Source organism: Spirosoma liriopis, from assembly GCF_023196085.1.
Lineage (GTDB): Bacteria > Bacteroidota > Bacteroidia > Cytophagales > Spirosomataceae > Spirosoma > Spirosoma oryzicola.
Genome location: NZ_JALPRF010000001.1, coordinates 1,407,629 through 1,421,797, shown reverse-complemented (window position 1 = coordinate 1,421,797; position 14,169 = coordinate 1,407,629). Strand labels below are relative to the sequence as shown.

The 14,169-nt window shown below is 49.0% G+C and carries 15 protein-coding genes; 7 read left to right on the top strand and 8 right to left on the bottom strand.

Annotation, left to right across the window (positions count from 1 at the left end; all coding sequences use genetic code 11):
• Position 1 precedes the first annotated feature (1 nt).
• Positions 2 to 961: a UTP--glucose-1-phosphate uridylyltransferase gene (locus M0L20_RS05880; protein WP_248476078.1), complete on the bottom strand. Its 960-nt coding sequence runs from the start codon at positions 959 to 961 to the stop codon at positions 2 to 4.
• Between the two features lie 434 nt (positions 962 to 1,395).
• Here M0L20_RS05880 and M0L20_RS05875 point away from each other — a divergent pair, with 434 nt between their 5' ends.
• Together M0L20_RS05875 and M0L20_RS05870 are read left to right on the top strand one after the other, a co-directional pair.
• Complete coding sequence (locus tag M0L20_RS05875) at positions 1,396 to 1,725, top strand: YbaB/EbfC family nucleoid-associated protein (RefSeq protein ID WP_232559925.1); 330 nt, start codon at positions 1,396 to 1,398, stop codon at positions 1,723 to 1,725.
• Between the two features lie 74 nt (positions 1,726 to 1,799).
• Positions 1,800 to 2,831 (top strand): glycosyltransferase family 2 protein, encoded by a 1,032-nt coding sequence (locus M0L20_RS05870; protein WP_248476077.1) that lies wholly within the window; start codon positions 1,800 to 1,802, stop codon positions 2,829 to 2,831.
• On the opposite strand, the gene M0L20_RS05865 is transcribed toward M0L20_RS05870, so the two are convergent.
• Positions 2,826 to 3,047, bottom strand: coding sequence for a PspC domain-containing protein (locus tag M0L20_RS05865; RefSeq protein WP_232559923.1), 222 nt, complete (start codon positions 3,045 to 3,047; stop codon positions 2,826 to 2,828). The two genes, M0L20_RS05870 and M0L20_RS05865, sit on opposite strands and share 6 nt — an antisense overlap.
• Positions 3,048 to 3,395: 348 nt before the next feature.
• On the opposite strand from M0L20_RS05865, the gene M0L20_RS05860 reads away from it, so the two are divergent.
• Entirely contained in the window at positions 3,396 to 3,602 is a 207-nt protein-coding gene (locus tag M0L20_RS05860) for a cold-shock protein (RefSeq protein ID WP_232559922.1), read from the top strand.
• Positions 3,603 to 3,679: 77 nt separating this feature from the next.
• On the opposite strand, the gene lysS is transcribed toward M0L20_RS05860, so the two are convergent.
• Complete coding sequence (lysS, locus tag M0L20_RS05855; RefSeq protein ID WP_248476075.1) at positions 3,680 to 5,449, bottom strand: lysine--tRNA ligase; 1,770 nt, start codon at positions 5,447 to 5,449, stop codon at positions 3,680 to 3,682.
• A gap of 232 nt (positions 5,450 to 5,681) precedes the next feature.
• On the opposite strand from lysS, the gene M0L20_RS05850 reads away from it, so the two are divergent.
• From M0L20_RS05850 to M0L20_RS05835, 4 genes are all read left to right on the top strand, one after another.
• Complete coding sequence (locus M0L20_RS05850) at positions 5,682 to 6,512, top strand: alpha/beta hydrolase (RefSeq protein WP_232559920.1); 831 nt, start codon at positions 5,682 to 5,684, stop codon at positions 6,510 to 6,512.
• Between the two features lie 148 nt (positions 6,513 to 6,660).
• Positions 6,661 to 7,464, top strand: a complete 804-nt coding sequence (locus M0L20_RS05845) for an MBL fold metallo-hydrolase (protein WP_248476074.1) — start codon at positions 6,661 to 6,663, stop codon at positions 7,462 to 7,464.
• A 205-nt stretch (positions 7,465 to 7,669) separates the two neighbouring features.
• Complete coding sequence (locus tag M0L20_RS05840) at positions 7,670 to 8,533, top strand: SPFH domain-containing protein (protein WP_248476073.1); 864 nt, start codon at positions 7,670 to 7,672, stop codon at positions 8,531 to 8,533.
• 68 nt (positions 8,534 to 8,601) lie between these two features.
• Complete coding sequence (locus M0L20_RS05835) at positions 8,602 to 8,796, top strand: type II toxin-antitoxin system antitoxin (RefSeq protein ID WP_232559917.1); 195 nt, start codon at positions 8,602 to 8,604, stop codon at positions 8,794 to 8,796.
• A 6-nt stretch (positions 8,797 to 8,802) separates the two neighbouring features.
• On the opposite strand, the gene M0L20_RS05830 is transcribed toward M0L20_RS05835, so the two are convergent.
• The 5 genes from M0L20_RS05830 to M0L20_RS05810 all read right to left on the bottom strand — a co-directional run bounded on the left by M0L20_RS05830 (position 8,803) and on the right by M0L20_RS05810 (position 14,154).
• Positions 8,803 to 9,360 (bottom strand): hypothetical protein, encoded by a 558-nt coding sequence (locus tag M0L20_RS05830; RefSeq protein WP_248476072.1) that lies wholly within the window; start codon positions 9,358 to 9,360, stop codon positions 8,803 to 8,805.
• A gap of 464 nt (positions 9,361 to 9,824) precedes the next feature.
• Positions 9,825 to 10,487, bottom strand: a complete 663-nt coding sequence (locus tag M0L20_RS05825; RefSeq protein ID WP_248476071.1) for a hypothetical protein — start codon at positions 10,485 to 10,487, stop codon at positions 9,825 to 9,827.
• Between the two features lie 353 nt (positions 10,488 to 10,840).
• Positions 10,841 to 11,617: a type III pantothenate kinase gene (locus M0L20_RS05820; protein ID WP_248476070.1), complete on the bottom strand. Its 777-nt coding sequence runs from the start codon at positions 11,615 to 11,617 to the stop codon at positions 10,841 to 10,843.
• A gap of 110 nt (positions 11,618 to 11,727) precedes the next feature.
• Entirely contained in the window at positions 11,728 to 12,417 is a 690-nt protein-coding gene (gene tsaB / locus M0L20_RS05815; RefSeq protein ID WP_248476069.1) for a tRNA (adenosine(37)-N6)-threonylcarbamoyltransferase complex dimerization subunit type 1 TsaB, read from the bottom strand.
• Positions 12,418 to 12,498: 81 nt separating this feature from the next.
• Positions 12,499 to 14,154 (bottom strand): S41 family peptidase, encoded by a 1,656-nt coding sequence (locus M0L20_RS05810; RefSeq protein WP_248476068.1) that lies wholly within the window; start codon positions 14,152 to 14,154, stop codon positions 12,499 to 12,501.
• Between the last annotated feature and the right edge of the window lie 15 nt (positions 14,155 to 14,169).

The window sequence follows — 14,169 nt, the reverse complement described above, 5'->3', positions numbered from 1 at the left end:
GCTACTGAACCAGTTTTGCCTTACGCGTATTGGTTTCGGCCAGAAGCTCTACCATCGACGTTAGTGTTTCGTCGTGAGCGACACCCGCCAGTCCTAAAGCCATTTGCGCCCGTAGCAGACCCTGGCGTCCGCTCAGATCATAGCGGTTACCCTGTACTTCAAGCGCCAGGTATTTTTCGGTTTCGGCCAGTTCCTGTAACGTAGGCGTAAGCAGAACATTGGTGCTTCCCTGCGCGATCTGTTTCTGAAGAATATCGAAAACCGTCGGCGTAAAGACGTGCATCCCGAAGAAGCAGAGGTAATAACCCACGCGCAGACCGGGTGTTTGCAGTTCCAGTTCGGCCACGCTCAGGGACGGCTTTTCAATAATTTTTTCGATCTGATAAACGCCGGGCATGTTGGGAACGTGCTTGCCCGTTAGCGTGCCGTACCGACCAATCAGGTGTTCGATTGTAGGATTGACGGCAGACACCGAACAGTTTTCCTGCGTAGCCAACTCGATCAGTTGGGAAGCGCACCGTTTGCTGGTGAGGTTAGAAATGTACAGATAGTCACCTAACAGCAACAGGAATGGCTCGTTGTTCACAAAGTCTTTAGCACAATGAACGGCATGGCCGTAGCCCAGCGGTTCCTGCTGTTCGATGAACTGTGTACGACTGATGAGGTTATCGATTTTTTCGGCTTCCTCACGAGCCCAGTCTACGTTCTTGAATGACTTAACCAGATTGTCGCGCAACGACGTGAAGGCATTGATGTAGCGTTCTCCATCGCCGGGGGCGCAGACGACGCAAATTTCTTCAATGCCGCTTAGAAAAGCCTCTTCGGCAATGGCTTGAATGACTGGCTTGTGCAAACCATCGATATCGATAACGGGGAGCATGGCCTTCTGTATCGTATCGGCTACCGGATATAACCGTTCTCCGCGCGCTGCTGCGGTGATAACTGCTTTTCTTACTTTCATTTGTAGAGACTATTCGCCATCGAAGATAACGGGATATCTGTAATTTGCCCAAATCCATGCTAGCCATACGAACAACCGTGATTGCACGAACGGCTTTTTAGATAGGGTATGTGACTGTCTTCCAAGATATTAGGCCACACAGTAGGTATTAATCATATTGCCATTTCGGTAACCATCGAAAGCTACTTCGCTACCGCTATACGGAACGATACTGTCCTGGCTATAAGTCGTAAACAATATTCAGAGTAGGTGAGCAGGTAAGGATGGCCGTCCGTGTTTTAACGCTTTTTGCCCTGGATTTGGTGAGATCGGCGTGCTACGAAAACAAACACGACCCGATTGCGGTAATAGGAGATAGGCCTGATAGCCTATTTTTGCCAGAGTCGTTTAAACGCTAGCTTTACAGCCGATCAAAAGAAATAAAAAGATACAGTATGAACATGATGGACATGTTCGGGAAAATGAAGGAAGTTCAATCCCGGATGCAGGACGCGCAACAGACGCTTAGTAACGTTACGGAAACCGGCGAGTCGGGAGCGGGCCTGGTTAAAGTGACGGTTAATGGTCTGAAACATATTCTGACAATTGACATTGATCCTGATCTGATCAAACCGGAAGATCGGGAAATGTTGCAGGATCTGATCGTTGCCGCCACCAATAAAGCGATGAGTAATATAGAAACCAAAGCGCGGGAGCACCTGCGTCAGGCTACCGAAGGGTTGTTGCCAAATATTCCGGGCCTCAATTTGGACGGCTTAATGTAGGAAAGTGTTTGTAAATTTGTCGTTCGTAGTTGGTTTATCACGCAGCTACGAACGACAAACCACAAACGAGTTCCGTGGATACCCTCGCAATTGTTATTTTAAATTATAACGGTCAATCGTTCCTCGCCAAGTTTCTGCCGACGGTGCTCGCATACGCCGAAGGTCATCCGGTTTACGTGGCCGACAGTGCTTCGACAGACGGTTCCGTCGCATTCGTTCAGGACAATTTTCCTGCTGTTCGGCTCATTAAGTTAGCCCACAACGGTGGCTATGCCGGTGGGTATAACATGGCGCTGGAATACATCCGAACCCATCACGGCGGGGCTCGCTACTACGTTCTACCCAACTCTGATATTGAAGTGACGCCCGGCTGGATTGCGCCGGTGTTATCGTTGCTAGAATCCAACCCGAAGATTGCCGCCTGTCAACCCAAAATCCTGTCGTACAGCCAGCGGGATACGTTCGAGCATGCGGGCGCAGCGGGTGGATTCGTTGACAAGCTTGGCTATGTCTTTTGCCGGGGGCGTGTCTTTGCCACGTTTGAAACCGACCAAGGGCAGTACAACGATAATCAACAAGTGTTTTGGGCAACGGGGGCATGTCTGTTTGTTCGGGCCGACTTGTTTCACCAGGCTGGTGGCTTCGATACTACCTTTTTCGCCCACATGGAAGAAATTGATCTGTGCTGGCGGCTGCAACGGCTGGAGTACGAGGTGTGGGCCTGCGGGCAATCGACGGTCTACCACGTTGGAGGGGGGACACTACCCAAGTCGAATCCGCACAAAACGTATCTTAACTACCGGAACAGCTTGTTTATGCTGTACAAGAACTGGCCCGCCGATGGCTGGTTGTGGGGTAAAATCCTGTTGCGGCTGGTGCTGGACGGCGTATCGTCCTTGCTTTTTCTGAAAGTTGGTCAGTGGCGCGACGTGCAGGCCATCATACGGGCGCATTTTGCCTTTTACGGTCACTTGCCTTATCTACGACGCCAGCGTAAAGCCTTACGACAACAACAGAAACAGGCTGTTGCGTTGTACCCGTATAGTATTGTCTGGCAATACTTCGTAAAAGGGAAGAAGACGTTTAGAGAACTGCGTGACTTATAACTCCCAGATGGTCGGGTGAGCGTGTCGGCGCAGGTGCTTGCTCATCTCCATCCAGAACGCCAGGATAAGATACAAAACGACGGGTGACCCCAGGGTCAGAAATGAGGTGTAGATAAAGTACAGCCGGATGCTGCTGGCCGAGATGTTCATCTTCTCTCCCAGTAACGTGCAAACGCCAAACGCCTGCTTTTCGACGAAATACCTGAGCTTATCCATACTTCTTCTAGTAACGTATGTGCCTTGTTACGATTTTCCCGTATCACTGATCGAACAAAGCTAACAAACAAAAGCTATACAATGTTTGCCGTTTACACAGAAAAGCGCAATAAAGATCGTAGAACTACCTAAAAAAAGCGCGCATTTGCATTGGATTTGGAACAAATTTATTTACTTTGTGTTGTAGCGGGGGCAGTAGTTATCTTTTAACTAATGTCCCGTTATTGTCAACAAAGACCGTTGAGTTTCAGCCAAGTGTTCTGCCTGATGTATGCTTTGGTACCTGTTTCGCGTCCTTTGTTACTTTTTCCCTTTGTATGTTTAATTAGTTTAATTTTTGTTAGTTTTATGCAAACAGGTGTAGTAAAGTTTTTCAACGAAAGCAAAGGTTACGGGTTTATCGTTGAGGACGATTCCAATCGGGACATCTTCGTCCACATCACTGGTCTGAACGGTATCACCATCCGTGAAAAGGATCGGGTTCAATTTGAAGTTGTTGATGGCAAAAAAGGCCTCAACGCTGTGAAAGTGAAGAAATTAGAGTCAGAGTACTAAATCGCTACGTCTGACCACGAAATAACAAACCCCACTTGACGTCCAAGTGGGGTTTTTCAATTGGTTGATCCGGCCGTCTATTGGCCCGTCCAGCTGCGTACGTCAGCGATGGCGGGCATCGGTACTTCCATCTTAAGCTTTTTGCGTACGCCACCCAGGTCGTTGAAAAGTTTGTTTGTATTGGCCGTACGGAGTTGCTCAACTGTAAGGAAGCCAAGCTTTTGAACGGCTGGAACCCACTCCGCCGGAACCCCGGCTGCTACAAATTCGCTTTCGTCGGATTGTTCAAGTTTTTTCTCGGGGCGCATCTGCGGGAAAAACAGCACATCCTGAATAGAAGGCTGGTTGGTCATGATCATCGTCAGACGGTCGATACCCAAACCGACGCCCGCCGTTGGTGGCATACCATATTCAAGGGCGCGCAGAAAATCTTCGTCCAGTGCCATCGCTTCCTCATCACCACGTTCGGCCAGCCGGAGCTGTTCTTCAAAACGCTCGCGTTGATCGAGCGGGTCGTTTAGCTCCGAATACGCATTTGCAATCTCTTTACCATTACAGATGGCTTCGAAACGCTCTACCAGACCCGGTTTGCTGCGGTGCTTTTTGGTAAGCGGAGACATTTCGACCGGATAGTCGGTAATGAACGTCGGCTGGATCATGTTTGGCTCGCAGGCTTCACCGAACAACTCGTCGATCAGCTTCGATTTACCCATCGTGCTGTCCACTTTGATGCCGCGACTTTCGGCTACTTGCCGAAGTTCATCCTCTTCCATTGCCGACACATCGACGCCGGTGTATTCCTGAATGGCTTCGAACATGGTCAGGCGTTTCCAGGGACGTTTGAAATCGATAACGTTTTCGCCCACCGTTACTTTCGTCGTACCAGCAACGTCCAGTGCTACTTTTTCGACCATCTCTTCGATGGTATCCATCATCCACAGGTAATCTTTGTAGGCGACGTAGAATTCAACCTGCGTAAATTCCGGATTGTGGGTACGGTCCATACCTTCGTTCCGGAAATCTTTCGCAAACTCGAAAACACCGTCGTAGCCACCAACGATGAGCCGTTTCAGGTACAACTCGTTAGCAATCCGCATGTACAGCGTCATGTCGAGCGTGTTGTGATGCGTACGGAACGGGCGGGCCGTTGCGCCACCGTGAATTGGCTGAAGAATAGGGGTTTCGACTTCCAGATAGCCCCGCTGGCTTAGAAACTGACGGATGGAATTGACCAGTTTCGTGCGCTTCACGAAAACATCGCGCACTTGCGGATTCACGATCAGGTCTACGTACCGCTGGCGATACCGTTGTTCGGGGTCGGTAAAGGCATCGTAGACTTCCTTTTCGCCTTTCTCGTTCACCACTTCCTTGACAACCGGCAAAGGTCTCAGCGCTTTGTTGAGTACCTTAAACTCCTTCACGTATACGGACAACTCACCGGTTTTGGTCGAGAAAACGTGCCCCCGTACGCCGACGATGTCGCCGATGTCGAGCAGTTTTTTAAATACCGTGTTGTACAGCGTTTTATCGTCGTCCGGGCAAAGGTCGTCGCGCCGGAAATAGAATTGAAGCCGTCCGGTCGAGTCCTGAATCTCGGCAAAGGATGCGCTACCCATAATACGGAAGCCCATCAATCGTCCAGCCAGTTGGACATTTCCCCAGCGTTCGTCGCCGGAGAGGTCCATTTCGGGGGTTACTTCGGTTTCAGGACCGGTCTGGAAAGCGGACCGAATATCAGCAATGGTCGCTGTTACGTCGAATAGTTCAGCGGGATAGGGGTCGATGCCCATCCGCATCAGTTCTTCGCGTTTTTGTCGGCGGTTTATCTCTTGTTCGCTCAGTAGCATGATTATCAATGAGTCGGTCGGTCAATTTAATGAACGAACCAGTATTTTAGGGCGCAAAAATAGTGAAAAGGATTGGCGTTTACAGACATAAGATCGAATAGTAGCTTTTGCCCTTATTTCAATTCCTTTCTTAAAATAACGGTAAGCACTTGTCGAACTTTTAAAGCCTTACAGATATGAACTATAATGCGCGCTGACCTAACTTAGCTCCTCGTTTATAAACCTTACTTGAATGCTTTACCTGCGTATTTTATTGACCTTCGGATTTTTAGTAGTAGGAAAACAGCTGGCTTGCGCGGCCAAAATAGATACGGTGGAGACGTACAGCGCTTCGATGAAGAAATCGATCAAGGCGGTTGTCATGACGCCCAATACCTACGCCAGTGATAAAGAATTGCCGGTGGTGTACTTGTTGCATGGCTACAGCGGAAATTACAGCGACTGGGCCAAAAAAGCGCCCGCCATGCAAAATGCGGCTGACCTGCACCATGTGATTATCGTGTGTCCCGACGGCAATTTCGGCAGCTGGTACCTCGACAGCCCAGCTGATCCTTCGTTCAAATACGAAACCTACGTCGCCGATGAATTGGTGAAGTGGGTGGATAGTCACTATAAAACGATTCGGAATCGGTCGGGGCGGGCCATTACGGGCTTGAGTATGGGGGGGCACGGAGCGCTTTATCTCGCCTTTCGGCATCAGGATGTTTTTGGCGCTGCGGGCAGCATGAGTGGTGGCGTAGACATCCGGCCTTTTCCGAATAACTGGGACATGGCGAAGCGGCTGGGAACGTACGCCCAGTTTCCGGAGCGCTGGGAGCAAAATACGGTTATCAACCTGCTTCATTTGCTGACACCCAATGCACTAGCGCTGATAATCGACTGTGGCACCGAAGATTTCTTTTTCCGGGTCAACAACAACCTGCACGATAAGCTACTTGAACGGAATATTCCTCACGATTACATTGCCCGGCCTGGTGGTCACAACTGGCCCTATTGGAACAACGCCGTTCAGTACCAGCTGCTGTTTATGCGACAGTATTTCGACCGGCCCAAAACGAACTAGTCATTAGCCATCGACTGTTAGTCTGGAATGAGAAAGGGCTGGTTCATTAATGGCGTTGCGCGCCTGATTAAACCGGCTGTTCAATAAGCTTTACGCAACGGCTATTGTACGGAAATCAATTCCTGAAAAGTCGTTACCTTGCATTCATATGGAATTGTTTATTACCTCCTTAAATTCAGGTAGCAACGGCAACTGCTACTACGTTGGCAACGAGCAGGAGGCTGTTTTGATTGACGCTGGCATCTCGTGCCGGGAGACCGAACGCCGGATGGAGCGATTGGGTCTGTCGATGGAAACGGTAAAAGCTATTTTTGTCTCCCATGAGCATTCGGATCATATTCGCGGCATTGCCCAGCTGGCTAAGAAATACCAGCTACCCGTTTTTATTACACCCGGTACATTAACCAGCGCACGGTTACCCGTACAGTCGTTTCCGGTCAAGCCCTTGCGCGGATACGAACCCGTCTGGATTGGCGAACTCTGTATTACGGCCTTTCCCAAGCAGCATGACGCTTCGGACCCGCACAGCTTTTTGATTGCCTACCAGGACACCAAGGTTGGGGTATTTACCGATATCGGCGCGCCCTGCGAACACGTTATTCGTCATTTTAGCCAATGCCACGCTGCGTTCCTAGAAGCGAACTACGACGATGACTTGCTGGAGCGGGGCAGTTATCCGTACTACCTCAAGCATCGGGTGCGGGGCGACAAAGGCCATTTATCGAATCAACAGGCGCTGGATCTTTTTAAAGCGCACAAGCCCGCTTTTATGAGCCATGTCTTGATGGCGCATTTGTCGAAAGATAACAACAACCCGCAGTTGTTACACGATCTGTTTGCTCCGCATATGCTAGACACCCAGTTTATTATTGCCTCTCGCTACAAGGAAACCCCCGTGTATCGGATTGGGGTTACGCGCGAAACGCTTCAGGTGCTGGACGTACAGAATTAAAAAGCATACATTCCGAAAAAACGGTGAAAGTCCGGTTAGAAGCATAGCCTGTATGCTTCTAACCGGACTCTTTAGTTGTATGTCATTAAGAGAAGCTTATCCTTGATCCCAGCCGTTCGTACAAAAACTACTGGTCGTTAAGAACAGAGGTGCTACTATTGTGTTATCAAAATGATATCACTTCCTGACCTTATTGCTTACAATTATGCAAGAGAAAAAGCTTACGTCTGCGTCTGGTTATCTGTTTTTGTTAATCGGTTTGTTATGTCTGGCCCTGGCTGGACTTCTGCTTTACCTGGTGGGAAGGGAGTATGGCCCCCTTCCGTCGATTGTGCTGGTAATCGTTGGCTTTTTTATTCTGAAAGGAATTATCATCATTTATCCGAACGAAGGGCTGGCGGCTACTTTCTTCGGCGATTATGTCGGGACAATCAAGAAAACAGGTTTGCAATGGGTGAATCCACTATACAGTAAACGCAAGATCAGTTTACGAGCGCGCAACCTGAACGGACAAACCCTGAAAGTAAACGATAAGATGGGGAACCCTATCGAAATTGCGGCTGTAGTCGTCTGGCAGGTGTCCGATACAGCCAGAGCTTTGTTTGACGTTGATAATTACGTGAATTTTGTTCAGGTTCAATCCGAAGCGGCTGTCCGGTTTTTGGCTAGTTCACACGCCTACGACAACATTGAAGACGAGCACGAGACGGTGACGCTGCGCGACAATACCGGTCAGATCAATAAATTTCTGGAACAGGAGTTGGATGAGCGACTGAATCAGGCGGGGGTGCGGGTAATGGAAGCGCGCATCAGTCACCTCGCTTATGCGCCCGAAATTGCGGGCGCCATGCTTCAACGGCAGCAGGCTACAGCGGTCGTCTCCGCCCGGAAGCAGATTGTCGAAGGAGCGGTTGGTATGGTCGAAATGGCGTTGACCCGGTTGGCAGAAAAAGGGGTAGTTGAGCTGGATGAAGAGCGTAAAGCCGCCATGGTGAGCAACCTGCTCGTTGTGTTGTGCGGTGAAAAATCAGTAAGCCCCGTGGTAAACGCAGGGACGTTATACGCCTAGATGAGAAAAAATAGTCAGCAGCGGAAGCCAGTCTCTGATTGGCTTCCGCTGCTGAACCGCTTGCTTTTATGGCTGTAGAAAAAAAAGCTTTCGTGTTGCGAATTCATCCCGAAACCCTGAAGGAGCTGGAGGGCTGGGCCCAGGAGGAATTCCGGAGCGTGAATGGACAGATTGAATTCCTGCTAAATGATGCGCTTCGGAAACGAAAAAAACGGTCGAAAGATAGTACTAAAGACGAGCCCGAAGCGTCTACGGATAACTAACGCAGCTTATTCCTCTACGTACTGTCTTTCTCTGGCTGAGGCTGTTTTGGGATCTTGCTGTACCAAATAGTTGTAACGATCTACGAGTACCAGCCGACCAAGCAGGGAACGTTCATTGATGTTGCGAGTCGTTGTGTAAGTCCGTAATTCCTGCTGGTATGTGGTCATAAGTGGCTCGTAGATGTCTATATAAAATTTACTGAACTCCCGCAGACGGCCAGCATCGTACACAAAGTAATCAAAATGGTCGAAATTCTGGGCGAGGGTGGGTTGATCGTGATAATAAGCCGGATGGCTAAATGCATGCTTAAACAGACCATGCGGGCGACGCAGCCGACGAACTACCGACAAGGCACCATCCGTACAAACTTCAAAAAAAGCGGGTTCGGGTTGATTGCTGAGTGCTGCTGACAAGGCAAGGAAAGTACGCTGTTTATGCTCGTCGTAATCAAACCAGCTAAACTTTTGAACCTGATGCGCCGAAAACGCCCGAACGCGGCCATCGACCTGACGTAAGGAAACTACTTCGGTAGACCAGTTGTAGGACAAATCGCCATCAAGCACGACTTTACTGATAAGTGTTAATTGTCCTTTACGCCAAACAGCATCTGGTCGAGCTGAGACAACAGTCCCTGAAGAGAAAAAGCTAATAAGTACTATTACTGCAAATGAGTATACGTTTTTCATAACCGCTGTTGGCTAATTGAACAAAAGAGTTGTCGGTTCTCACGCTTATTTTTAAGCCGGAAACGGGTGAACTCTTCTGGTAAGTTAACCAAGCGGTAAGTATCTAGTTGTCAGCGCTAAAATTGTCCTATTCCTGCCTTTTACACTATGCGTAGACAGAATAGAATTGACAGACGAAAAAAAGGACCTTATTGGATTATTTAGTTTTTTGCTTAAATCGATTCAGGGCTAGCCATTTATCGTGTGGCCCCGTATTTTTTTAGCCGGGCTTCTTAAGCTTAAAATAGTACAAAAAAAGCACCTTACAGATAGGTGCTTTTTTTGTACTATATGTCGAAAAATTAGTCGAGGCTAGTTGGCTGCAAATCAGAATGGGAGATAGTCAACTGGTTAGCGCGGGCCTTCAATTGATTATACTGAGCAATGAGTAGTAAGCGGGTTAAAGTGCTGGAAAAATTGGCCTGTATCGTTGCCGAGTAATGAGTAAGTTCATCGTCAAACTCTGCCTTCATGCGTGGCCATAGCTCGGTGTTAAAATCAGTCAAACTAGTCATTTGATCGCCTTCGTAAATGTAATAAACGTAGCGATCAAGGCTTTTGGGCGATTTGTCATCGATGGAGGTATTCATCGGATTGCCAATGTGGATTGGATCGCGGGCATGACGGAGCTGCCGGTAAATCATCATCGACCCAACACCAAACTCTTCCAGAAATAAGCGATGACGACTTGACTTATCAGGTTGATCGGCCACAATGAATTTGCGTAGCGTGTTCTGGTCAACGTCAAAATATTTGAATTCGCGTACCTGTAAAGCAGAGAATGCCTTTATGGTATTTCCGTCCCGATACTGCACAATCTCGGCGCGCCAGTTATAGCTTAGATCGCCTGTTAAAACCGTACCATTGATGAGCGATAGCTCACCACGATTCCACGTATTTTTAGCGATAGCTTGGGTCTCAACAGCAATGAGCCAAACGATCGCCAGGAGGACATATTTTTTCATGTTCACTGCTTTCAGATCCGGATTATGTGTGCTTACCTAATGGCTAGTGAACCTGAAAATGCATGTGTGGGCGGTGGTTTACTGATAGTACTTATGTAATGGTACTTATTTGTTATTAAATTGAATATTTGTATGTATAAGATATTTTAACTCTCTGAACTATTGTTGAATTTTATATAGATTAACGTCTATAAATCAGAAGGATATGTGGTTATTTGTCAGAATTTGAAAATCTGCGACGTAACAAAAAAAATTGGAAGCGGTGTGGGGGTTTTTTGCATTTGAAAGCCAAAAACCAACAAGGCATCGATTGTGACCGCTGCCTCGTTGGTTTCCTTATGATGGTTATAATACTACTTAGTAGATTCGGTCACCGTTTCACCAATTAGACGAACGCCATCGAGGGTTAATGACGGCACAATATCGGTAAAGGCATCTCGCAGGGAAGGAATTCGACCCGATAGCCCCCCCGTGGCAACCGCCAGGCAGTCACCATCCAACTCTGCACGAATCCGGTCCAAAAGCGAACGAACGAGACCCTCGTAACCCAATACAACACCTGCCTGGATAGCATGGGTCGTACTCGTACCCAGCGCCGATTCGGGTACTTCGATGGGAACTTCCGGTAGCTGTGCCGTATTGGCAAATAACGAACGAATGGCTGTCTTGAGCCCCGGCGCAATAGCAACCCCAATAATTTTTCCTTCGCCTGAAACGGTTGTGAAGGTCAGCGCTGTACCAAAGTCAACGACAACGCAATTTCGTTGGTAACGTGTGTAAGCCGCCAGGGCATTCGCTACCAGATCGGCACCAATTTCGTGCGGCCTCAGAATTTCGAGGGGGAGCAACGGGTAGATGCCCGGGCCCACCACAATCGGTTCGAAGCCAAACAGCTCGCCTAGCATTGATCGCATCGTGGGCGTCAGCGTAGGTACAACGCTACTAAGAACCGTAAGCTGGACGCTACTCAATGGAACATTGGCTTCGAGCAACCACAGCCGCAGCCGAGCCTCATACGATTCCGCTGACTCGTCGTGCCGGGCGGGAGTTCGCCAGATGTGTTGCCAATGTGTTTGGTTATAAAGTCCGAAGACAGCGTCGGTATTGCCAATGTCAACGATAATCTGCACGAGAGCGGAAAAGGGACGGTTGTCGGGGCGAAATAAGGAGAAAAACCTCAGATTACAGCAAGGTTGCTTCGAATAGAATCAACCTTGCTGTAATCTGAAAAACCATACGCTTAAAGAACCGCTTTTTTGGGCTGCGTTGTCATGAAGTCTTTCAGGTAGAAAGGTTCGAACGTATTGATATCTTCGAATGCTCCAGCTGCAAACGCTTCTGTGGCTAATTTCCCGATTGTTCGGGCCGACGGAACAACAAGTTCTTCGGGAAATAAGGCATTCGAATTTTGACCGAGCAGTGCTTGGCATTTAGCGGCCCCGTCGCCAAAAAAGACAACCGGACTTTTGGTTAGCCAATCCTGAAACGACTGTTCATCAATGATGTGCGCCGAGGTTGGTGCTACTTCCTGCCCTGAGGTCGAAAACAGTGCGCAATACACTTCCATCCGACGCGCATCAATCATCGGGCAAAGTAGGTAATCACTTGAATAGTACGCACGCAACTGTTCGGCCATGCCCGCTAACGTGTTAATTGCCAACAGAGGTTTGTCGAGTGCGAAGCAAAGTCCTTTGGCGGTTGAGACTCCAATGCGTAACCCAGTGTAGGAACCAGGACCTTTCGCCACGGCCACCGCGTCGAGCTGCGATAAACTAAACCCGGCCTGTGCTACCACATTGTCGATCAGCGTTGTCAGCATGGCCGCCGACGTACGTTCGGTGAATAGTTCGTAACACCCTAGCAACGTGCCGTCTTTGTGCAAAGCAACGCTACAGGCTGCTGTCGATGTATCAAGCGATAAAATAAGCATAGAATGATAAATGATGAATGCTAGCTGACAACTGACCAGAATCAATTGTCAACTAGCATCACGCCGGTAATCCGGATACGGTTATTTGGTTCCTTTCAGCGTTGCCGTGTAACGACTCATATCTTTAAAGAGCGCAAGGGCGGCCTTTAGTTCAGGATCGGTAGCAAACGACGCTTCTTTCAGCCCTTTCTGAAGGTAGTAATGACCCGCAATTTCCTGCTCCAGCAACGTCCGGAGTTCGGTTTTGAACGTCATCATATCTGCATCTTTGCTGTGCGACACCTTTGTTTTCAACGCTTTCAGCTGGTCCTGAATCTGATCGAAATATTTTTCTTTTTTGGCCGATGCTTCGAGCGTACCAAGGTCTTTCTCAACCTGCGTGGTGTAATCGTACTCTTTGTCGCTAGCCCACTTCACAAAGTCTGCGTACTCGGCGTCGGTCAGGTGAAACTCGCGGGCGGGTTTGATGCTCGGATGCTCGTGCCGGTATTTAACGGCATAATCGAAGATCAGCCCTTTGTTGGTCAAACTAAGCGCGATGGGCGTCGGCGTCTGCGCTTCGACTACGACATCGGGTAAGACACCCCCGCCATCGTACACCACACGTCCAGCTTTGGTTTTGAACGCAGTTTTGAGCGAATCCGGAATTTTACCAACGCTGCCGTCGGGGTTGCGATGGCTGTAATCGATGGCCTGGATGCAGCGACCACTCGGAATATAATATTTGGCGGTCGTGATCTTGAGTTTGGTGTTGAACGACAACTCGCGGGTGGTCTGCACCAAGCCTTTACCATAAGTGCGCTGACCAACCAATACGCCCCGGTCGTAGTCCTGAATGACACCCGATACAATTTCAGCGGCTGATGCACTGCGGCTGTTGGTCAGTACAATGATCGGAACCTCAAGGTCGAGCGGTGGGTTGAGCGCGGTATACGTCTTGTTCCACTCCGTTACTTTTCCTTTGGTCGTTACCACCTCTGAATCTTTCGGAATGAAAATATTGCAGATGTCGATCGCCATATTCAGTAACCCGCCCGGATTCTCGCGTACGTCGAGCACGAGCTTTTTCATGCCTTTGCCTTTCAATTCCTGAAACGCCGTCCGGACTTCACGCGAAGCCGTAGCCGTAAAATCCTTCAGGTCGATGTAGCCAACGTCTTCCGAGATCATGCCGTAGTAAGGCACGTTCGTCATTTTTACCACGTCGCGGTTAACGGTCAGGTCTTGTGGCGATTTCTGACCGTAACGCTGAATCGTTAGTTTGACGCTGGTGTTGTTCTGTCCTTTGAGCAGTTTGCCCGGATCGGCGTCTTTGCGATTGGCGATGCTGATGCCGTCAATTTTTAGAATCTCGTCGCCGATTTGAAGACCCGCTTTTTCGGCGGGGGTGCCTTCGTACACCATCAGGACAATGCTTTTATTCTGCCGCTGACCAATCAGAGCGCCAATGCCATTGTACCGGCCGGTGGTCATGGTCATGTAATCCTCGATTTCGTCTTCGGCAAAAAAGTTGGTGTACGGATCGAGGGCTTTCAGCATACCGTCGATGCTGGTTTTCACCATGCGATTCGGATTTATTTCATCAACGTAATACATGTTCAGTTCTTTGAACAAGGTTGCGTAGATGTCGAGGTTGCGGGCGATCTCAAAGAACCGGTCGTCGGTTTTCATCGCTACCAGCGACACACTTCCGGCCAGCGCACCGGCCAGAGCAAGGGTTTTCCAGTGTTTTTTCATAACTAGTTGGCAATA

Bases quoted from the DNA above. Each gene is read 5' to 3' on its own strand.
- M0L20_RS05880 (WP_248476078.1), bottom strand. From the start codon at position 961: ATGAAAGTAAGAAAAGCAGTTATCACCGCAGCAGCGCGCGGAGAACGG.
- M0L20_RS05875 (WP_232559925.1), top strand. From the start codon at position 1,396: ATGAACATGATGGACATGTTCGGGAAAATGAAGGAAGTTCAATCCCGG.
- M0L20_RS05865 (WP_232559923.1), bottom strand. From the start codon at position 3,047: ATGGATAAGCTCAGGTATTTCGTCGAAAAGCAGGCGTTTGGCGTTTGC.
- M0L20_RS05860 (WP_232559922.1), top strand. From the start codon at position 3,396: ATGCAAACAGGTGTAGTAAAGTTTTTCAACGAAAGCAAAGGTTACGGG.
- lysS (WP_248476075.1), bottom strand. From the start codon at position 5,449: ATGCTACTGAGCGAACAAGAGATAAACCGCCGACAAAAACGCGAAGAA.
- M0L20_RS05850 (WP_232559920.1), top strand. From the start codon at position 5,682: ATGCTTTACCTGCGTATTTTATTGACCTTCGGATTTTTAGTAGTAGGA.
- M0L20_RS05845 (WP_248476074.1), top strand. From the start codon at position 6,661: ATGGAATTGTTTATTACCTCCTTAAATTCAGGTAGCAACGGCAACTGC.
- M0L20_RS05840 (WP_248476073.1), top strand. From the start codon at position 7,670: ATGCAAGAGAAAAAGCTTACGTCTGCGTCTGGTTATCTGTTTTTGTTA.
- M0L20_RS05835 (WP_232559917.1), top strand. From the start codon at position 8,602: ATGGCTGTAGAAAAAAAAGCTTTCGTGTTGCGAATTCATCCCGAAACC.
- M0L20_RS05825 (WP_248476071.1), bottom strand. From the start codon at position 10,487: ATGAAAAAATATGTCCTCCTGGCGATCGTTTGGCTCATTGCTGTTGAG.
- tsaB (WP_248476069.1), bottom strand. From the start codon at position 12,417: ATGCTTATTTTATCGCTTGATACATCGACAGCAGCCTGTAGCGTTGCT.
- M0L20_RS05810 (WP_248476068.1), bottom strand. From the start codon at position 14,154: ATGAAAAAACACTGGAAAACCCTTGCTCTGGCCGGTGCGCTGGCCGGA.